General features: G+C 43.0%; 16 protein-coding genes. 10 read left to right on the forward strand and 6 right to left on the reverse strand.

Annotated elements, in window-relative coordinates; translation table 11 throughout:
* Positions 1-29 precede the first annotated feature (29 nt).
* From AQ505_RS07845 to AQ505_RS07865, 5 genes are all read left to right on the forward strand, one after another.
* Complete coding sequence (locus tag AQ505_RS07845; protein WP_062547667.1) at positions 30-740, forward strand: MgtC/SapB family protein; 711 nt, start codon at positions 30-32, stop codon at positions 738-740.
* Positions 737-3421 (forward strand): magnesium-translocating P-type ATPase, encoded by a 2685-nt coding sequence (mgtA, locus tag AQ505_RS07850; protein WP_082461455.1) that lies wholly within the window; start codon positions 737-739, stop codon positions 3419-3421. Before AQ505_RS07845 ends, mgtA begins: the two co-directional genes overlap by 4 nt.
* Before the next feature lie 236 nt (positions 3422-3657).
* Positions 3658-4644, forward strand: a complete 987-nt coding sequence (locus AQ505_RS07855; protein WP_062547668.1) for an efflux RND transporter periplasmic adaptor subunit — start codon at positions 3658-3660, stop codon at positions 4642-4644.
* A gap of 25 nt (positions 4645-4669) precedes the next feature.
* Positions 4670-9052: a CusA/CzcA family heavy metal efflux RND transporter gene (locus AQ505_RS07860; protein ID WP_082461457.1), complete on the forward strand. Its 4383-nt coding sequence runs from the start codon at positions 4670-4672 to the stop codon at positions 9050-9052.
* A gap of 37 nt (positions 9053-9089) precedes the next feature.
* Positions 9090-9383 carry a DUF6122 family protein gene (locus tag AQ505_RS07865; protein ID WP_062547669.1) on the forward strand — a complete coding sequence of 98 codons (294 nt, stop codon included), beginning with the start codon at positions 9090-9092 and terminating at the stop codon, positions 9381-9383.
* Between the two features lie 63 nt (positions 9384-9446).
* Here the strand turns inward: AQ505_RS07865 and cls are convergent, their stop codons facing one another.
* Together cls and AQ505_RS07875 are read right to left on the reverse strand one after the other, a co-directional pair.
* Positions 9447-10898, reverse strand: coding sequence for a cardiolipin synthase (cls, locus tag AQ505_RS07870; RefSeq protein WP_062547670.1), 1452 nt, complete (start codon positions 10896-10898; stop codon positions 9447-9449).
* Between the two features lie 90 nt (positions 10899-10988).
* On the reverse strand, positions 10989-12590 hold the full coding sequence (locus tag AQ505_RS07875; RefSeq protein ID WP_062547671.1) for a Na+/H+ antiporter: 1602 nt from the start codon (positions 12588-12590) through the stop codon (positions 10989-10991).
* Positions 12591-12861: 271 nt separating this feature from the next.
* Here AQ505_RS07875 and AQ505_RS07880 point away from each other — a divergent pair, with 271 nt between their 5' ends.
* Both AQ505_RS07880 and AQ505_RS07885 read left to right on the forward strand, forming a co-directional pair.
* Positions 12862-13365: a DUF892 family protein gene (locus AQ505_RS07880; protein WP_197286325.1), complete on the forward strand. Its 504-nt coding sequence runs from the start codon at positions 12862-12864 to the stop codon at positions 13363-13365.
* 196 nt (positions 13366-13561) lie between these two features.
* Positions 13562-14980, forward strand: a complete 1419-nt coding sequence (locus AQ505_RS07885; protein WP_197286326.1) for a L,D-transpeptidase family protein — start codon at positions 13562-13564, stop codon at positions 14978-14980.
* A 73-nt stretch (positions 14981-15053) separates the two neighbouring features.
* On the opposite strand, the gene AQ505_RS07890 is transcribed toward AQ505_RS07885, so the two are convergent.
* On the reverse strand, positions 15054-15626 hold the full coding sequence (locus tag AQ505_RS07890) for a DUF4142 domain-containing protein (protein WP_062547674.1): 573 nt from the start codon (positions 15624-15626) through the stop codon (positions 15054-15056).
* 160 nt (positions 15627-15786) lie between these two features.
* Here AQ505_RS07890 and AQ505_RS07895 point away from each other — a divergent pair, with 160 nt between their 5' ends.
* From AQ505_RS07895 to AQ505_RS07905, 3 genes are all read left to right on the forward strand, one after another.
* Positions 15787-16293 carry a low affinity iron permease family protein gene (locus tag AQ505_RS07895; RefSeq protein WP_062547675.1) on the forward strand — a complete coding sequence of 169 codons (507 nt, stop codon included), beginning with the start codon at positions 15787-15789 and terminating at the stop codon, positions 16291-16293.
* Between the two features lie 137 nt (positions 16294-16430).
* Positions 16431-18167: a GMC family oxidoreductase gene (locus AQ505_RS07900; RefSeq protein WP_062547676.1), complete on the forward strand. Its 1737-nt coding sequence runs from the start codon at positions 16431-16433 to the stop codon at positions 18165-18167.
* A 24-nt stretch (positions 18168-18191) separates the two neighbouring features.
* Entirely contained in the window at positions 18192-18806 is a 615-nt protein-coding gene (locus AQ505_RS07905; protein WP_062547677.1) for a gluconate 2-dehydrogenase subunit 3 family protein, read from the forward strand.
* 55 nt (positions 18807-18861) lie between these two features.
* On the opposite strand, the gene cobC is transcribed toward AQ505_RS07905, so the two are convergent.
* Genes cobC through cobT form a run of 3 tightly spaced genes read right to left on the reverse strand, consistent with a single transcriptional unit; the run spans position 18862 to position 21200 of the window.
* Entirely contained in the window at positions 18862-19428 is a 567-nt protein-coding gene (cobC, locus tag AQ505_RS07910; protein WP_062547678.1) for an alpha-ribazole phosphatase, read from the reverse strand.
* Positions 19413-20195 carry an adenosylcobinamide-GDP ribazoletransferase gene (locus tag AQ505_RS07915; RefSeq protein WP_062547679.1) on the reverse strand — a complete coding sequence of 261 codons (783 nt, stop codon included), beginning with the start codon at positions 20193-20195 and terminating at the stop codon, positions 19413-19415. The genes cobC and AQ505_RS07915 overlap by 16 nt, the downstream gene beginning before the upstream one ends.
* Positions 20196-21200, reverse strand: a complete 1005-nt coding sequence (gene cobT, locus AQ505_RS07920; RefSeq protein WP_062547680.1) for a nicotinate-nucleotide--dimethylbenzimidazole phosphoribosyltransferase — start codon at positions 21198-21200, stop codon at positions 20196-20198.
* Between the last annotated feature and the right edge of the window lie 198 nt (positions 21201-21398).

Consider the following 21398-nt stretch of genomic DNA (forward strand, 5'->3'; position numbering starts at 1 on the left):
TTCCTGAAAGGGAATGATATCGAAAAGCAATGTTAAGTACACTAGACTTCAGCAGCCGTTTATTATTAGCCCTCAGTTTGGGCGCTGCGATTGGCATAGAACGCCAATGGCATCAACGTATCGCAGGATTACGCACCAATACCCTGGTCTCTTTGGGTGCCGCAATATTCATTACCCTGGCGGTAAAAATCGGGGGCGATGCCAGTGGCAGGGTCGCTTCTTATATCGTGAGTGGTATTGGTTTTCTCGGTGCCGGAGTGATCATGAAGGATGGAATGAATGTAAGGGGACTCAACACTGCAGCCACACTCTGGTGTTCTGCAGCGATTGGCGCACTCTCTGGAATGGGCTTTTACCCTGAAGCAGCAATTGCTACAAGTTTCATCGTACTCGCACACCTTATTTTACGCCCTATAGGTCTTAAACTAGGCAAAAACTCATTTCATCCCAAAAGTGAAACTGCTCAAACTGAGTATTTGATTTCCATCAAATGCAAAGAGCGGGTAGAAAATCACATCCGTGTTTTACTGCTCCAGCACCTTGGGAATCATGAAAAGCTCATGCTCAGGGCACTGACCAGCAGCGATAACGGTGATCCTGCGAATGCAATCATTACTGCGGAGTTAGTTGCTGTAGGAAATCAGGATGAATTAATGGAAAAAATGGTGAGCAGGCTGACGATTGAAGCAGAAGTAATGCGGGTAAGCTGGGAATTAACAGGACAACAATCAGAGTTATGAAAAGACTAAAAATGAAACATCAAAAAACAGCTGCTGGTTTTGAGGAGGCAGGAGCAACAAAGTTGAAAAATGTGGCGAGAATAGCAGCAGATTTCTTCTATCCCATGCTCAATAGCGACAAGGAAGGTTTGACAGCAGCTGCTGTAGCAGAAAAGAGAAAGTTGTTTGGCTGGAATGAAATTGAGCATGAGCGAGCTTTACCTTGGTACGTTCAGCTATTTCAAGCCTTTTTAAACCCTTTTATTGCCGTGTTGTTAATATTGGCTATTGTCTCGTTTATTGTCGATGTGGGACTCGCTGAGGAGGCTGAGCGGGATTATAAAACGGTTATTGTAGTTGGGCTGATGGTAGTGCTGAGTTCTCTGCTTCGTTTTTGGCAGGAATTCGGCAGTAACCGGGCGGCGGAAGCACTAAAAAGTATGGTGAAAACCACTGCTACCGTTTTGCGTAAAGAAAATGGAAAAGAAGAAGTTGAGCTGAAAGCTTTAGTACCTGGTGACCTGGTGTTTTTGAGTGCCGGTGATATGGTGCCTGCAGATCTACGCCTCATCCAGTCTAAAGATCTTTTTGTGAGTCAGGCTATGCTGACAGGTGAATCTCATCCATTGGAAAAAAGTGCCGAAGTGGTTTCCAATGCAGATCATAAATCACCATTGGAACTGGATAACATCTGTTTCATGGGGACTAATGTATTGAGCGGCACAGCTACTGCAGTGGTGGTCAATACGGGGAATCTGACTTATTTCGGTGCTGTAGGTACTGCCATCAGCGGAAAACGTTCAGAAACCAGTTTTGATAAAGGGGTGAATAAGGTGAGCTGGTTACTGATCCGATTTATGCTGGTGATGGTTCCTTTGACTTTTGTGATCAATGGTTTAACTAAAGGAGATTGGTTTGAAGCGTTGCTTTTCGGCATTGCGATGGCAGTGGGCTTAACACCAGAGATGCTGCCCATGATTGTGACTGCCAACCTGGCCAAGGGGGCGAAGAATATGAGTCAGCATAAAGTGATTGTGAAAAGATTAAATGCCATCCAGAATATTGGGGCCATGGATATTCTTTGTACCGATAAAACCGGGACACTCACCATGGATAAGATCATTTTAGAGCGGCATTTGAATGTTTATGGAGAAGACGATGATGAAGTGCTGAAATGGGCTTATTTAAATAGTTTTCATCAAACTGGGCTAAAAAACCTCCTTGATCTGGCAGTGCTGGAACATTTGGAACTTCATGATTACCTGAATGTTGCGGAAGGTTATCATAAAGTAGATGAGATTCCTTTTGATTTTCAGCGACGAAGAATGAGTGTGATTTTGGAGCAGCAGCATGGAAAACAGCTGCTGATCTGTAAAGGCGCAGTGGAAGAAATGCTCGACCTATGTTCTCATGCGTTTGAGCCTGGTGAAAATCACCAGTTGCACCTGGAAAAGGATGCCGTGGTAGTGATGGATGAGTGCATGCGCAATACCGTGCTGCTAACTTCCAGAAAGCTTAATGAAGATGGGCTGAGGGTATTATTGGTGGCTATAAAGGAATATGACCCGCGTCCTTCAAACTATGGGGTCAAGGAGGAGGATAAAATGATTTTAACTGGATTCATTGGCTTTTTAGATCCCGCTAAACCTTCTGCAAGGCCTGCAATTGAAGGGCTGCAGGAACTGGGGATTACAGTTAAAGTACTGACTGGTGATAATGATGTGGTGACCAGAAAGATCTGTAAAGAAGTGGGAATTCCCTTTCAGCAGGTTTTATTGGGACATGAACTGGACCAGATGGGGGAGGAGGAGCTTGCTGCTAAGCTTCAGGATACCAGTATTTTTGCAAAATTAAGCCCTGTTCAAAAGTCCAGGATTGTCAGGTTGTTACAATCGAAAGGGCATACTGTAGGTTTTATGGGAGATGGGATCAATGATGCGGCAGCATTAAGAGTTGCTGACGTAGGCATTTCTGTAGACACTGCGGTAGACATCGCAAAAGAAAGCGCCGACATTATCCTGCTGGAAAAAGACCTGATGGTACTTCGCAAAGGGGTGATCTATGGACGGCGAACTTTTGGGAACATTATTAAATACATCAAAATGACGGCCAGCAGTAATTTTGGCAATATGTTCAGTATGTTAGGTGCAAGTGCTTTTCTGCCTTTCTTACCGATGCTGCCCATCCATCTGCTGATTCAAAACCTGTTGTATGACCTTTCCCAGATTTCTATTCCATGGGACCGTATGGATGAGGAATTTTTGAAGAAACCACAGAACTGGGATGCTGGAGGGATCAGCAAGTTTATGGTCTTTATCGGACCAATTAGTTCAATTTTTGACTATGCCACTTTTGCGGTCATGTTTTATGTGTTTAAGGCGAATAGTCCGGCACACCAAACGCTGTTTCAAACCGGTTGGTTTGTAGAAGGATTATTGTCGCAAACGCTGATTGTTCACATGATCAGAACCCGTAAGATTCCATTTATTCAAAGCTGGGCAACAGCTCCGGTGATTGCGCTGACAACGTTGATTATGCTGGTTGGAATCGCGATTCCTTTTACACCTTTTGCAGGGGTTTTGAAGCTAACGCCCTTGCCAATAGCCTATTTTCCGTGGCTGTTAGGGATCCTTTTGAGCTATTGTCTTTTAACGCAGTATGTAAAAACTTTGTTTATCAAAAAGTTTAACCAATGGCTGTAAGTGTTTGATTATGTATTAACTAAAAAATTCAATATTTTACTGTTTAGTCATTGTAAACAGTAGATTTTCCATTTTATGTGTTGAAAATCTTCCCGAAATAAATATTAAAAAAAGAACATGAAACATTTGATTTTAAGCGGCAGTTTACTGTTGCTCCTGGCTTCCTGTGCCCAAAAAAAGAGGTCGAGCCGATCGAAAATTATCAATTACAGGGAGATACATTAGTCCTTCCCGCAGTGTCAAAACTAAATGGCCTTTTACGTTTGGCCACGGCAGCTGAAGCTCCTTTTCAAATGGAAATTACCAGTGTGGGCAAGGTAAAAGCCATCCCCAATTTCTATGCAGAAACTGCCAGCCCTTTTTCCGGACGTTTGCTTCGGGTTTTCATAAAATTAGGCATGAAAGTGAGCCCTGGAACGCCACTTTTTGAATTGGCATCACCCGATTTTATTGAACTTCAGCAGCGTTTTTTCAGTATAAAAGCGCAGTTGAAAAAGGCAGGTCTGGATTTGAAACGCCAGAAGGATCTTTTTAAAAATGAAGTGTCATCAGTTAAAGATCTGGAAGAGATTAGTCAGGCTTATGATTTGATTTTAAGTGAGTATAAAAATTTGGTAGAAGGATTTAAAGTGTATCATGTTGCTGCGGATCAATTAAAAATCGGACAGCCATTTATACTTCGTTCTCCAATAAAAGGGGAGGTGATTCAGAATGATCTGGTGACAGGGGGTTACCTGAATACGGAAGCTGCAGCACTAGTTAAAATAGCGGAGTTGAGCCGGGTGTATGTCGCCGCCCAGGTGAAAGAAAAGGACATCCGCTTTATCCATAAGGGGGACGAGGTCAGGCTGGAAGTCACTGCTGACCCTGGCAGAAAAATTAAAGGAAAGGTGGGACATATCGCAGAGATCCTGGATGAGGAAAGCAGAAGCATTCAGGTGCTCATCGAATGTGAAAACCCTGATGGCGCCTTAAAACCAGAAATGTATGCAAAGATCAGTTTCAAAGGGAGGCCAGTAAATGCGCTTTTTGTGCCTGAAAAGGCAGTTTTTCAGCAAAATGACAGCAGTTTCGTTTTTCTGCAAACAGGGAAAGGGCGTTTTGTGCGGAGAAAGGTAGAAACAGGAGGCCTGCATCAGGGGAAAGTGATGATCACCAGGGGCTTAAATGTTGGAGATGTACTGGTTGCTGCAGGTGCTTTTTACCTTCTGGAAGCGAAATAAATGAGGGAAACGTGATTAAAAAAATATGATGAAAAATATGCTACTGATTTCTATACAAAAACGCTGGCTGATGCTGGCTCTTTTCATGATGCTGAGCTTGCTTGGCTATTATTCCTGGACAAAACTGGCGCTGGAGGCTTATCCTGATATTGCCGATGTGACTTCTCAGGTAGTGACTCAAGTACCAGGACTTGCTGCAGAAGAAGTGGAACAGCAGGTTACCATTCCCATAGAACGGGCTTTAAATGGGATGCCAGGCATGGAAGTGATGCGCAGCAAAAGCACCTTTGGCCTTTCTATGGTGACCATTGTTTTTAAAGATGGGACGAATGATTATTTCGCGAGAAATCGCATTGAAGAACGTTTAAAAGAACTTTCTTTGCCTTATGGGGCGGCACCCGGCCTGGACCCGCTGACTTCTCCAACCGGAGAAATCTATCGGTATATCATTGAGGGCAAGCCGCAGGACCTTCGGAAACTGACCGATTTGCAGAACTGGGTCATCATTCCTAAGCTAAAACAGGTTGCTGGTGTGGCGGATGTGACCAATTTTGGCGGAATTACTACGCAATACCAGGTAGAACTCGACCCTGCGAAGCTTGATCAGTATCATTTGAGTACCCTGGATGTAGAAGAGGCGATTCAAAAAAACAATGCCAATGCAGGCGGAAGTACTTTAAATGTCGGGGAACAAGGCTATGTAGTTCGTGGGATCGGCCTGATTCAGAACCTGGTAGATATTGGCCGGATTGTGATTAAAACGGAAAAGGGCGTACCTATTCTAGTGAGTGATCTCGGGGAATTGAAATATGGTAATTTAGAGCGGAAAGGGATTTTGGGTTATACCGATCACCACAGAAATTACAGTGAAAGTCTGGAAGGAATTGTGCTGCTTTTAAAAGGAGAAAACCCTTCTGAAGTGCTCAAAGGAGTGCATAAAGCGGTGGATGAGCTCAATAATGGCCTTTTGCCGGAAGGAGTAGTGATTCATCCTTTTTTGGACCGTACAGACTTAGTGAATACCACTTTAAGCACCGTTTCGCATACCTTAATTGAGGGAATGGTTTTAGTGGTGGTGATTTTGATCGCATTCCTTGGCAGCTGGAGGGGCGCTTTATTGGTGGCCATTACTATTCCCATTTCCCTGCTGATTGCTTTTATTCTAATGAAGCTCACTGATATTCCCGCCAATTTATTGTCGCTGGGTGCAATCGATTTTGGGATTCTGGTGGATGGTGCCATTGTGATGATGGAAACAATTTTGAAAAAGAGAGAATCTGATCCGGAAGCGGTACTGGAAGAAAAATCAATCGCTAAAAGAGCAATTGAAGTAGCAAAACCGATCATTTTCTCTACCCTGATTATCATTACGGCTTACCTGCCTTTATTTGCTTTTGAGCGGGTAGAAAAGAAATTGTTTACGCCTATGGCTTTCACCGTGGCCTATGCTTTACTCGCTGCTTTGGCTGTTGCCCTGTTCTTAATTCCTGGCCTGGCCTACCTGACTTATCGCAAGCCACAAAAGCTATATCATAATAAATGGCTGGAAAAATTGACCGGTCAGTATGAACGGACAATCAGCCGGATCATGACAGCTCCTAAGCGCGTTTTCTTGCCTTTAATATTGATTTTATGTGCCGGAATAGCTTTAAGTGTGACTGTAGGCAAGGATTTTCTGCCAGTTTTAGATGAGGGTTCTATCTGGTTACAGGTTCAGCTTCCTCCGGGAATAACGCTGGACAAGGCCAGAGAAATGAGTGATACCCTGAGAAGTCGTACAATGCAGCATCCGGAGCTGAGTTATATGATGGTTCAGGCGGGAAGAAATGACGATGGAACAGATCCTTTTACCGCCTCCCATTTTGAATGTTCTATAGGTTTAAGGCCCTATAACCAATGGCCAGCTGGAAAAACAAAAGAGGACCTGATTTCAGAACTGTCCCAAACCTATGCATCGATGCCAGGCTATACTGTTGGTTTTGCACAGCCCATGATTGATGGTGTCATGGATAAAATTTCCGGTGCACATAGTGAATTGGTTGTTAAAATCTATGGGTCAGATTTTAAAGAAAGCAGACGGATTGCGGAAGATGTGGTGCGGATCTTGAAAAGCGTGAAAGGAGCCGTGGATGTGGCCATAGACCAGGAACCTGCACTGCCGCAGCTGCAGATCATTGCTGATCGGGAAAAGATGGCGCAGTACGGAATAAATACTGCGGAACTGAGCACCCTGATCGCCGTCGCTATCGGTGGAAAAGCGATCTCAGCCGTGTTTATTGGTGATCGTGTATTTGAAGTGGTATGCCGTTATAAGGCCGATAGCCGGGATAGCCGGGAGAAGATTGGAAATCTAATGCTCAGCAATGCGCAGGGCGCTAAAATTCCACTTTCTCAAGTTGCAGATGTTAAATTGAGTACTGGTGAAAGTACGATTACAAGAGAAGAAAATCAGCGGCACCTGACCGTAAAACTAAATGTGAGGGACATGGATTTAGGGACTTTATTGAAGAATGCCCATTCTAAAATTGATAAAGAATTGAAGTATGATGAAAGTAAGTTCAGAATGGAATGGGGCGGACAATTTGAAAACCAGAGCCGTGCTTATTCCAGGCTGGCCATTATTGTGCCGCTGGCATTAACCTTGATGTTTCTGCTGCTGTATGCTGCTTTTGGTAAGTTTCATCAGGCGGCGTTGATTCTGGCAATGGTTCCATTGGCGCTGTTTGGGGGGATGCTGGCCCTGAATGTTCGGGGAATGACGCTTAATGTTTCGTCGGCAGTAGGCTTTATCGCCCTGTTTGGTCTGGCGATACAGAATGGCGTACTCATGATGACACACATCAACCAGCTTCGTGAAAAAGGTGCCGCACTAAAAGTAGCCGTTATGGAAGGGGCAAAACATCGTTTCAGGCCAATCTTAATGACCGCTACAGTGGCCATCCTCGGACTGTTGCCCGCTTCTCTTGCTACAGGGATTGGTTCGGATGTACAGCGTCCTTTGGCAACAGTGATCGTTTACGGCCTGCTTTTTTCTACCGGAATCACGCTTTTCGCACTCCCTGCCCTTTATTATCTACTGGAACGCAGTGGAGAAATCCGGACTCAGCTGATTAAATCCAGCCCTAGAGGTTCCGTCATCCTGCTGTTGGTTTTTGTTTTTGTGGGATTCAGCGGAAAAACAAATGCCCAGGTGGATACTACTTTTAATCAGCATAAAATCGCCTATCCGGCTTTTTTGAAAATGCTGAGCCAACACAATCTAGCCTATGCGGCAGAGCGGTTTAATGTCAGTATTGCCACTGCGGATGCGCTGAGTGCAAAGGTGTTTCCAGATCCGGAATTTAATTTAAGTGCCGGCGACCAACGGGAAGGCGGATTTAGAAAGGGGTACGAACTCATTTCTGGTCTCAGCTATCAGCTGGAACTTGGCGGAAAGCGTAAAGCCAGAATGGAGCTCGCCAATGGAGAACGCAGGCTTTCGGAGCTCTCGCTGAACGATTATTTCAGGCAGCTGAGGATGGAAGCTACGGTAGCGTATCTGAAAGCCATGAAGGAGCAGCGCTTATTGCAGGTGAAAATCAATGGGTATCAAATGATGAAACAGTTGAGCAAGGCAGACAGCCTTCGGTTAAAATCCGGTGCCATTCCAGGTTTGGATGTGCGGCAGTCTCGTCTGGAAGCCAGGTCTCAATTGAACGAAGTTTACCAGCAGGAAGCAGATTGGAAAATGAGCCTTGCCGCACTGGATCAGTTGTTGGGAATGAAAACGGAAGCCCTGATTTTCCAGCCTACAGGAGACTTTTTGAAGTTCGAAAGAGAATTTCAATTGTCTGCGCTGATTGTAAGCGCTCAGCAGCATCGTTCTGATGCGCTGGTGGCGATGCAGGAGCTGAATCAAACTCATAACTCCTTTCGTTTAGCAAAGTCGCTCAGAACGCCTGATTTAGGTTTGTCTTTAAATGTAACGGCCAATACTGTCGCTTCGAATCCGGTAGATCCCGGCCTTCCTTCTGGTACGATCGCCTTTGGAATGAGCCTTCCCTTGAAATTTTCTAACCAGAATAAAGGAGCCTTGCGCAGTGCGGATTATAAAGTACAGCAGGCAGAGTTGAAATATCAGCAGGTAGAATTGCAGATCCAGACCGAGGTCACTCAGGCTTATCATCAATATATGAGCAGTAGGAAACAAGTTTTACAATACAGCTCAGGGATGCTGAATGACGCGCAAAAGGTGCTTGAAGGCCGTGTTTATAGTTACAAAAGAGGAGAAAGCAGTTTCGTAGAGGTATTGGTATCCCAGCGGACTTTCAACGAGGTTCAGCAAAGTTACCTGGAGATCCTTTACGTAAATGCCATCGCATTGCTGGAATTGGAGCAGGCGGCAGGGATTTGGGATATTGATTTTTAAATGTAATTACTGATGGGATAGCGGTATATTTGAAGCCATGTTTCATATATTTCTACACTTTCTGGTACCTGCAATTGTGGCTTTTCTTTTTTACAGGAAAACCCTGATAAAATCCTGGCTGATTATGATGGCTACTATGGCAGTAGATTTGGATCATTTATTGGCAGTGCCGATTTACGATCCAAATCGCTGTAGTATTGGGTATCACCCTTTGCATTCTTACTATGCGATTGGCCTTTACTTTATCCTCCTTTTCTTTCCAAAAACGAGAATCGTAGGTGTAGGTCTGGTGATCCACATGATCCTTGATTACCTGGATTGCTTCATGTAATTAAGGTCTAGTCCAGACTGATCAGCTCAAGCTGATGGGGTATTGTGAAAAGCATTAGCTTCCTTATAAAAGTGGAGAGAGCAAACGCGCTATTTTTTCCGGCAGCTGTACCCAGGCAGATCTGGCAGTCCAGACATTCGCATCAATGAGTTTTGAAACCTGCAGGTCTTCCTCAAAAGCAGCTTTCAGCTGCTTTGCAATTCCATCGTCGTACACCACAGTATTCACTTCGAAATTAAGCTCAAAGCTGCGTTCATCCATATTTGCTGTGCCAATAAAAGAAAGCTGCTCATCGATCACCATAGTTTTCGCATGGATAAAGCCTTTTTGATATTGATAAATTTCTACCCCAACATCCAGTAATTCCTGATAATAAGATCTTGCTGCGGCAGCTACCCAAACAGAATCTGATTGGAAAGGAACGAGCAGTTTGATATTTACCCCACTCAATGCCGCCACATAAAGTGCATCCAGTAAACTGATTCCAGGAATGAAATAAGGGCTGGTGATCAAAATCTCCTGATCTGCCATTCCGATGGCCTGAATCAGGTTCAATAATATTGTGGGATGGTCTGAATCGGGACCACTGGCTGCAATTTGTAAGTCTACCTTTCCGGAAGGATGGTTCTTGAAATCGAAAAACTCTGGCTGTATTTCTAAATCTTCTTCGGCACAAAAGTTCCAGTCCGAGATGAAAAGGTGCTGCAGGTAGTGTACGCCGGTTCCTTTAATTTTTAAATGGGTATCCCTCCAGAATAATTTGTCATTATACTTAGGATCATTGATGTAGCGGTCGCTGATATTGATCCCTCCGGTAAATGCAATGTTTCCGTCGATGATAATGATCTTTCTGTGGTTCCTGTAATTGAGGCGGTTGGCCAGGGCAATAAAGATCACTTTATAAAAGGGAAAGGCTTGTACGCCTGCTTTTTTAAGTTCTGGGACTAGTTTTTTCCGTATGGATCGACTCCCAAAATCATCATAAATAAAGCGAACCTGAACACCAGATAATGCTTTTTCAATTAAGATGTCTTTGATTTCATTGCCAATCTTTTCATCTTCAAAAATGTAGTATTCTAAATGGATGTGGTGTTTTGCCTCCCTTAAAGCCTGTAATACTTCCGGAAACTTCTGCTCACCATTGATCAGCAGTTTCACCTCATTGTTGCCCGTTAAGCCGCTTGTATTGCTATTCAATAGCAGCTGAGCCATCTTTTTAAACTTTTGAAGGGGAGGGCTCATTTCTCCAATGGTTTTTTCGGAGCTCTTCATGATGCTGGAGGTCACCCTTTGCAGCTGGATTTCATCGGAAATGATCTTCTTGTTGTAGATCTTCCTGACCCGGTAATTGATGCCAAAAGAAAAGTAAATGATGACACCTATGAGGGGTAAGAAAACCGCCAGGAGCAGGTAAGCAAGGGTTTTACTAACCGATCTAGTATCATAGATGATGCGAAGACATACTGCAATGATGAAGAGCACATAAGCAATTTCAAAAACAAGAATCCATTTCATAAAAGAGGACAATTTACATTACAGACCCAAAAACGGCCATTTTGTTTGATTGATACTAAAATTTGTTTGTTCTGGATCAGGTAAAAATGACTAAAGGATTTTGGCTTCATCTAAATCCAGCTGGTTTTCCTGTTTCCGAATCTGGTCGTCACTAAATGTTTTCTCCTTTCGCAGCTGGTATAATTCTTTGCGTTGAATGCTGTACAGGTCCATTAATACAGCATTGTACCGGGCAATTTCCTGTATTTCGGTAGTGTCACATTCCAGCGATTCCAATTGCTGATTGGTGATGGAAATATCGCTTTCCAGCTGTTTCTTTAAAAATCCAATCAGTTCATTTTCTTTCATATCAATAGCAAACTTTTCATTTAACCGCTTTAAGGCCACCTGCATGAGCCTTAACCGAATCCCAGCTTCCTGCTCTCCTTCAGGAGGGAAATCCTCAATATCTTTGATTCCGATCCATTTAATGACCAGCGGTAAGGTCAGCCCTTGAAAAACCAGGGTCACCAGGATCACGATAAAAGTAATAAACAGGATAAGACTGCGGTGTGGAAAGGCCTCGCCATTGCTCAATAACAAAGGAATCGAAAGTGCAGAAGCTAAGGATACCACCCCCCTCATGCCCGCCCAGCCTACAATGACAGCGCCTTTCCATAATGGATTGACAGGGTCTGCCCGTTTCGTGTTTCCTAGCCAGGCAGGGATATAAGTAATGAGCAGCGTATATAACAGGCGGATAATGATGATCGTAATGCTGATGATCAGCCCATAATTAATGGCTTGGGTTATGGAATAATTACCCAGATTTTCCATGATCACCGGAAGTTCCAACCCGATGAGGATAAACACCAGTCCATTTAACACAAAGGCCAATGTAGCCCATACGCTGATGGCCTGAATTCTGGAAGCGCTATGGGACAGGATTTCATGCGAGCGGTAAGAGAGGAATAATCCACCGGCAACCACGGCCATGACCCCTGAAAAATGGAAATGTTCTGCAGCCATGTACATAAAATATGGCGTCATTAGCGTTAATGCAGCATCAATACTAGGCGTTGTAGGCAGAAAACGATGTACTACATAGACGATATGGGCAATGACAAGACCTACAATTACGCCCATTCCTGCAGCCAGAAAAAACTGTCCGATGGCTTGTTCCATAGAGAAATACCCGGATAAGATGGCGGCAAGGGCGAAACGGAATACAATTAAACTGGAGGCGTCATTGATTAAACTTTCACCTTCCAGAACGGTGGTCAGCCTTTTTGGAATTTTAATATGCTTTAAAACGGAGTTTGCAGCAAGGGCATCAGGAGGAGAGATGATGCCGCCCAATAGAAAACCCATAGCCAAAGTAAAACCGGGAATCATGGCAGTGGAAACAAAAGCGACAATAATTGAAGTGAAAAATACGAGACCAAATGCCAGCATCGCTATTGGTGTTCGCCATTTCCAGAAATCATTCCAGGAAGTATACCAGGCGGATTCATAAAGCAGCGGCGGCAAAAAAATGAGGAACACCAGCTCGGGCTCGATCTCAATTTTAGGAATTCCTGGAATAAAACTAATACCCAAGCCGGCAATCACCAGGAATATAGGGTAGGAGATTTTTAGCTTTTGAGCAAGCATAGTTAGCATAAACACCGCAAAAAGCAATGCCAATACCAGGAGCAGGGTTTCAGTAAACATAATAGATCGTTATTGTTCAGATGTATAGTCCGAATCTGACCTCAATATAATAAAAATCTAAATCGTAACCTCCTTCATTTCTTGTATGCTCTTTTCCACATTTCGTCGGCTCTTTTTGAAAATTTAGCCATGATCTGAAAATTATTGTGATGACTTATAAAAACAATCCAGCAAATAATCGGTTTTTCTAAGTGTAGGGTTTGTCAGTATTTGGTTTTAATTCAAGGCTTTACTTGTCTTTTATTGAATATTTGACGAAATTTAAATGGTCATGAAAGAGCTAGGGAAAAGAATTGGTCTGGAAGATTTCTTCCTCGACGGACTGGAAGATATTTATGATGCAGAAAGAAAATTTATGAAGTGTTTTGCTGCATTGGGTATTGCAGCAGGACATGATATATTAAAAGAAATATTGGTATTTAATATCAATATTACAGAAAAGCACCTCGGGCATTTAAAAGCCATACTCGCGCGGTTCAATCGGGACGGCAATAATGGGAAATGTGAAATTGTAGGGTGTTTAACGGAAAAAGCTTCCGCAATGATCAGAGATATGGAGACAGGATCGCCATTAAGGGATGTTGCGCTGATTTGCCTGGTCCAGATCATTCAGCATTATAAGATTGCTTCCTATGGGAACCTCATGTCATTGGCGACTGAAATGAACCATCAGAAAGTTAAAATATTGATCGAAGAGTGTCTCCAGGATGAAAAACGAACAGATTTGTACCTCACAGAAGTCGCCAGAAATTTTATAAATCCATCAGCAAAATAACACACTTTTTATTTTTCTACGTTTTTCACTAAAGATTAGAAACAATAGAAATGATCTTGTGTTAAATATTTACATCTATCTCTCTATGTTAAAGTGGGTTGTATTTGTTGTTAAGGAAAAGGTAAGACTTTTTTTGTTTATGCTGGGAATAGCTTTATTGTCTGCATGTGCCATAAAACGTCCTAAGGGATCAACTATGTTAGAAAAATATGGTCAGGATCAAAAGGAAACTCTCGATTCCGATCTTCAGGAAAGGCGGCGGCAGCAGGGAATTTTGAAACGTCAGAACGATTCCGCTCTGGTCTTTAAGCAACAGTTAAAAGCCAATAGCAGCCTAACGGAACATCCCGAATGGTTAGATAGTATATATCAGGATCATCTTTATAAACTGTTCCTGATTGCTCAGGGAGGTAAAACTCCTTTTAAAATAGTGGAGTACCTGCGGAAATCAACGCTTCATGGCCTGGACACCAATTATTTTTACCTGAATGCAATTGGGCCTTTACTGAGGGATATGGAGCAGCACCAGCTGGAATCATCATCTTTGAAATATCGGGAACAACTGAAACTGGAAATGCTGATGGCCTCTGCTTTACTCCGATACAGCGAGGCAATGCAATATGGGCTGATCCGTCCCGATAGCCTGGATAAAAACTATTTCATCAAAACACAGGCCCCAGACCGATCAAAAATAACAGCAGTATTTAGCGCTCCCGATCTATTGGCTTTTCTAGACAGTATACAGCCCTCATCTGCAGCCTATCTTGCCCTGCAAAAAGCTTTAAAGTCAGGAAAAGGTGCCCTCAACAGGAATAAAGAAGATGCTGAACAGACGATTAAATTAAATTTAGAACGGCTGCGATGGAAGAATCAACCTGATGCGCAGAAATATGTATGGGTCAATATTCCTGATTTTACGTTGAAAGTTATAGAAAAAGGAAGCGCTATACTCGAAATGAAAGTCTGCGTGGGAGAGGGGCGAACGGATACAGATCCGGGTACCAAAGAAACCCCTCAGTTAAACAGCATGATTTACAGCGTTCAGGTTAACCCAATATGGAACATTCCTGCCAGTATTGCCCGAAAGGAAATTTCCAGGTATGCGAGTAATGATCCTTATTACCTCAGCAATAATGATATTGATGTCTACAAAGCTGGAAAACGGGTTAATTCTCCGGAAGGGATAGATTGGCTGAGTACCGACATTTCACAATATACCTTCAAACAGCGTCCGGGAGAACAGAATTCTTTAGGGAAAATTAAGTTTATCTTCAATAATAACAGCAGCGTTTACCTTCATGATACGCCTGCCAGGTCTGCTTTTAAGAAAAAGGCAAGAGCCATCAGTCATGGTTGTGTGCGGGTAGAAAAACCGATGGAACTGGCATTTGCGCTATTTGGTCCTGGAAAAACCTATGACCAGATTAAAACCGCTATGGAACGTTCTTATCCAAGAGCCAAGTATATTGGTTTGCCAGCAAAAGTGCCGGTTTACCTGACTTATATCACCGCCTGGGTCGATGAGCAGCGCCTCCTGCAAATTAGAAACGACATTTACGGGTTAGATGACTTGTTGTATAAGGAAATGAAAGCCCGGGAGATGATTGCAGAATAAAAAAATCCTTTCTACAGCCTGTTCCTAGAGAAATAGGGCTACAGAAAGGATTTATAGACGCAGTTTTTATGATCTAATATCCTGCATTTCCATTGATTTCACCTGCACGTTTAAAATGACGTTCCGACATTCTTAAAGCTTTGGTTGCAAAACTCCTGATTTTAGCGTCACCGGTTACGCTGGCCGCTTTATAAAGATCCATTGCCGCAGCGTTGTCCTTGATCATCATGCCTATATAATGTTTTTCAAAGGCAGCTACATCCATGTTTTTTAGTTCTTCTATATGTTTTAAATCTGCTGCTGGCAGTGCAGTGGGCAAGGCAATACTTTTGCTGGCCGCCAGTGCTTTTAAATCTGTTACTGTTTTAGTCTGATCTTTTACAATGACTTCAGCAAATCTTTTGATCAGTTTATTGGTAGATTTCTGTGCTGCCAGTTTCCCTAATTCCATCTGCATCATGCCATCAATTACTGCTTCCTGCATAAAAGCAGAGATATCACCACCTCTATTGACCGTTGCCGTATCCGGAATGGTCTGAGCAATGGTAGAATCCGTAGTGGAGGCGTTGATGTTTTCGGTGTTCCGGCAGGCGGATAAGGAAATCACCCCCAGTGTAAAAATCGCAATTAGATGTTTGTTTTTCATGGGTTTTGATTTATCGTTTAAGGTTAATGTAATTACAAATTTGGAACTGAAATGTTTTGAGTAAATGAGTTTTTTGGCTTGTGCTGCCTCCCCGAGCTGAAACTTTTTAATTCTTCTAATGTTATAGCTACAAAATCACCGATAACTTAATCATACACTGATGAAAAACAATAAAGCGAACTTTTTTGAAAGGGCCTCTACAAAGATTACCAACTGGACGGGGAGCCCGGTGGCTTTTTGCGTCGCTTTTCTCGTAGTGATTATATGGGTGCTTTCTGGGCCTATCTTTAATTATTCAGATACCTGGCAATTGGTGATCAATACAGGAACTACAATTATTACTTTTTTAATGGTATTCCTGATTCAGAAAAGTCAAAATAAAGACTCTAAGGCTATCCAGTTGAAATTAAATGAATTGATTGCGGCAAGCAGGCAGGCAAGTAACCGGATGGTCGATATCGAAGACCTGACAGAATCTGAATTAGATGTATTGCACAAATACTATCAGAAGTTATCAGATATCGCAGAAGCTGATTGCGATATTCATCGCTCCCATTCCATTGATGAGGCCGTGAAAAATCATAAACTGAAAGCAAGTCCTGGACCAGCAAAGCAAACGGTTAAAAAAGTAGCTCACAGGAAACAGGCCAGTGATCCTAATCCATAGGCCTAATCTTGAATTTCCTTGTATTTTTTTGTTTACATTTTGATGATCTAGCTTATTAAGATTCATTCTTGATTCAGCTATTTGCATATTTAGTGATATTTTAATAATATTAGATCATCAACCATTCAACCAAATATATGAGTGAATTTCAAATCAAAAAATCGTCTGAGGTCTACGATGTAGTTATCGTAGGGTCTGGAGCAGGCGGAGGTATGGCCGGATATGTATTGGCCCATGCGGGTCAAAAAGTACTGATGTTAGAAGCTGGTGCTTATTTCGACCCAAGAATCGACGCACAACAGTTAAAATGGCCATGGGAATCCCCAAGACGCGGCGCAGGAACAACAAGACCTTTTGGCGATTTTGACGCCTCTTATGGCGGTTGGGAATTAGATGGCGAACCGTATACACAGAAATCTGGAACCGAATTTGCCTGGTTCAGGTCTAGAATGCTTGGTGGAAGAACCAATCACTGGGGAAGAATTTCCTTAAGAATGGGGCCACTGGATTTTAAATGTAAGGATGGACTGACCGACGACTGGCCTATTACGTATGAAGAGCTAAAACCTTTTTATGACCGAATAGACCGCCTTCTTGGAATCTATGGCTCGGTAGAAGGAATCGAAAATGAACCAGATGGAATCTTCATGGCTCCTCCAAAACCAAGGCTAAATGAACTGTTCATTAAAAAAGCAGGAGAAAAAACCGGGGTAACCGTAATTCCAGGTAGGGGATCTGTTTTAACAGAAGCCTTGCCAGGTAATAAAGATCGTGCACCTTGTTTCTACTGCGGACAATGCGGACGCAGCTGTAAAGTATATGGTGACTTCTCTTCTTCTTCTTGTCTGGTTATCCCAGCTGTAAAGACTGGAAACTTAACCGTGATCACAAATGCAATGGTTAGAGAAGTGCTGACGGATAAAAACGGATTGGCTACCGGTGTTTCTTACGTCAATAAAAAAGACGGTCTGGAATATCAGGTAAATGCTAAAACAGTGATTCTTGGTGCGAGTGCCTGTGAGTCTGCACGTATCCTATTGAACTCTAAATCTGTGGCTCACCCAGGTGGATTGGCCAATGGAAGCGGTGTAGTAGGTAAATACCTGCATGATTCGACTGGTGCCAGCTTAAGTGGTTTCTTACCACAGCTGATGGACCGCAAGCGTTACAATGAAGATGGTGTAGGTAGTGTGCACATTTACTCACCTTGGTGGTTAGACAATAAAAAACTGGATTTCCCTCGTGGTTATCATATTGAATATTGGGGTGGTATGGGCATGCCAGCTTATGGATTTGGTGGCGGTACCGCTACATTAAACGGTATGGTGCCGGGCAGAGACGGTAAAATGAAAGAAGCAGGCGGTTACGGTGCTTCGTTAAAAGATGATTACAGACGCTTTTACGGTGCTTCAGTAGGTATGGCCGGTAGAGGAACTGCTATCGCCAGAGAATCTAACTACTGCGAAATAGATCCTAAAGTGGTTGATAAATATGGTATTCCAGTACTGAGATTCAACTATAAATGGGCAGATGAAGAGGTGAAACAAGCGAAACACATGCAGGAGACCTTCCAGTCGATGATGCATGCCATGGGCGCAATCATTACTTCTGGTATTCCTGGTCCGGAAACCAATTACGGTTTAGAGGCTCCAGGAAAGATCATCCATGAGGTAGGAACGATCAGAATGGGTGATGATCCTAAGAAATCAGCCTTGAATAAATGGTGCCAGGCACATGAATGTAAAAACTTATTCGTGGTAGATGCAGCGCCTTTTGTTCAGCAAGGAGATAAAAATGCAACCTGGACCATTCTTGCACTTTCTATGAGAACTGCGGAATATATCCTGGATCAAAAGAAAAAACAAAATATTTAATCTGTTTAAAGCGAGATAAAAATTATGAACAGACGTGATTCGTTAAAAGTCTTAGGACTAACCGCCATAAGTTCGGCAGTACTGCTGGATGCCTGTAAACCAGGTGAACCTAAAGTAGCCGGAGTTCCTGAAGAAGGTGCTCCCGCAGGAAGAGAAGAATGGGAAGTACTCAGAGATAAAACGCTGATGGAGGAGAAGTTCTTTTCCGCGCATGAGATGGCTACTATCGCAGTGCTTTCTGACATCATCATCCCTAAAGATGATAAGTCTGGAAGCGCTACCGATGCTAAAGTGCCAGACTTTATCGAGTTTATTGTAAAAGATATGCCGGAGCATAAAACACCAATGAGAGGTGGACTGAGGTGGTTGGATCTCCAATGTTTAAACCGTTGGGAGAAACCATTTAAAGACGCTTCTGCCGCGCAGCAAATTGAAATGGTGGATCAGATTGCTTACCCTAAGAAAGCAAAACCAGGAATGGAGCAGGGGGTAGCCTTCTTTAACCTGATGAGAAGTTTAACCGCTTCCGGATTTTATACCACTGAAATGGGCGTGAAAGATATCGGGTATGTAGGAAACGTTCCTAATAAATGGGAAGGTGTGCCTGCAGACGTATTAAAGCAATATGGATTTGCCTAATAGGCAGATCGTTTAGAAAATCCCTTAGCCATCAAGCTAAGGGATTTTTTTATGTTTAGATACGGGTCTTTTTTAGCTGATCAAATGCTGGATCTGTATTCAGGCTAAAGACCAGGCCATCCCCGTAATCTACAGGAATTTTGAATATGTTTTGAAGAGGAATTTCCAATAGGTAAGCCCAGATGCATCTGATCACTCCAGCATGAGTAACAATGGCGACCTTTTTGAAATCCTGTTTTCTGAGCAGGTTCATGAATTCCTGTACTCTTTTGAAAAGTATGGCCAGACTTTCTCCATTTGGTGCTTTGGTATGTACAAAATCAGCCATCCAGATGCCCAAAACCTCTTGATCCATTTCGTTCCAATGCTGCTGTTCCCAATCTCCGAAGTTCATTTCCATTAATGCTTTATCGAATTCCAGTTCTACACCAGTAATCTGGCCGGCCAATTGCTGGCAGCGACTGGAGGGACTACTGTAGATTTTATCAAAATCCTGTGGGAGTTTCATGGTTAAAGTTTGAATGTCCTGTTCCGCAGATGCCGCCAAGGGGACGTCTGCTTGCCCATAACATACCCCTTTAGGTACGCCTACAGCGGTATGTCTGATTACATAAACTTCCATATCACCAAAAATGTTAACAGCGTAATCACTTCTGCAAATTGTTCTACGGCACCTAGGCAATCACCGGTATAACCATCCAGCCATTTGTTAAAGTACCGCTGACTGATCAGATAAAGCAAGATTAGCGGGACCAATACCCCAATGAGCGGCCAATGAATGGTGGTCAGTACGGCTAGCGGAGCGAGTCCGAATACATAAGCACCAATTACCTCTTTATAAGAATAGGATTTAGCGATAGGCTTGGATTTACTGCTTTCATCCTCACGGGAGTATTTTGAAGTAAAAGTTAGCTGAATGGCAGTGAGTCGGGCAAGAGCATGATAAGTGATGAAAATGAGGAGTAGAAGGTAGGGAGACTGTAAATTGCCCGCTACCTTTTGCAGTGCCAGATATTTGATGCCGAACAAAAAGATCAAAGAAACCACGCCATACGTGCCCAGGCGACTGTCTTTCATGATATCCAGAATTTTTGACTTGGTCCAGCCTCCGCCAAATCCATCAAATACATCCGCAAAACCATCTTCATGGAAGGAGCCGGTAATATAGACCCCAGCAGCCAGGGATAAAATGACGGCGATCTCCAAACCAAATAAGAAATTACTCAGCCAGAATACAAGGAAGGAAAGTCCTCCAACAAGCCATCCTATCAAAGGAAAGTATCTGGTGGATTTGTTCATGTACTCCGGATTATGGTCTACCCATTTCGGACAAGGCAATTGCGTATAAAACATCATTGCCGTAAAAAATATGCGAAGTTCTTCTTTCATTTAGGCCTCTTTTGAGGAAACACCGGAACTTTCAAAGCTGGCCATTTCATTTAAAAAAAGTACGGCACTTTGAATCAGGGGATAAGCTACTGCACATCCAGTACCTTCCCCAAGTCTCATATTTAGGCTCAATATTGGATCTGCCTGTAAGTATTTCAGCAGTTGGAGGTGACCGGTTTCGTCGGATAAGTGGCAGAAGATGGCATTATTTTGTAATAATGGATTGATCATCACTGCAGCCAGGTAAGCGGCGGTAGCAATAAATCCATCAACCATGATCAGCATGTTATTTTCATAAGCGGCCAGCATTGCACCGGTGATGTGAGCAATCTCAAAGCCACCATAAGTCTGTAATACAGCTACCGGATCGGCCGAACGGCCATGTCGCAATTCACATTGCTTTAAGATGCTGATTTTATGTGCAAATTGTTCGTCGTTTAATGCCGTCCCTCTTCCTACGCAGCTTTCAATGGGTAGCCCGCAAAGGTTACTCATCATCATGGTCGCAGCAGAAGTGTTGCCAATCCCCATTTCGCCAAATCCGATGATGTTACAGCCAGCGGTATGGAGGTCATTCACGATCTTTTCTGCCTGACTGAGGCAGCTTTCCAATTCCTGAATGTTCATCGCTTTTTCTTCCAGGAAGTTTTTGGTGCCTTTTTCTACTTTTGCCTGGATCAGTTTTTTATGCGGCTCGAATTTGAACTTTACACCCGTGTCTACTACTAAAAGGTCAATCTGATGTTGCTTGCAAAACACATTTATAGCTGCACCTTCGTTTAAGAAATTCAATACCATTTGATAGGTCACTTCTTGAGGATAAGCACTCACACCGGCATTTGCGATGCCATGATCACCGGCGAATACCACAATAGTGGGTTTAGTCAATTCCGGGCTCAGTGTGTTTTGTACAGTTCCTATTTGTTGAGCAAGCTTTTCTAACTTTCCTAATGCCCCCTGCGGTTTAGTCTTTAAATCTATTTTTTGTTGAAGTTCTTCCTTCATATCCTGATCTCAGCTTATTTTGATAATAAATGTAAGCCAGACCTGTAAGGATCTGGCTTATAAAGGCTGAAATTAATCATATTACTTGTTAAAATTGATAAAACAGGTAGGGATAAATCAACAAAACTCATATTGTGCTGGAAGCCTATTAGATAGTATTTAAACAGGGGTTATTGGCAATATGTATGACATAAGACG

This window comes from Pedobacter sp. PACM 27299 (assembly GCF_001412655.1).
Taxonomy (GTDB): Bacteria; Bacteroidota; Bacteroidia; order Sphingobacteriales; family Sphingobacteriaceae; genus Pedobacter.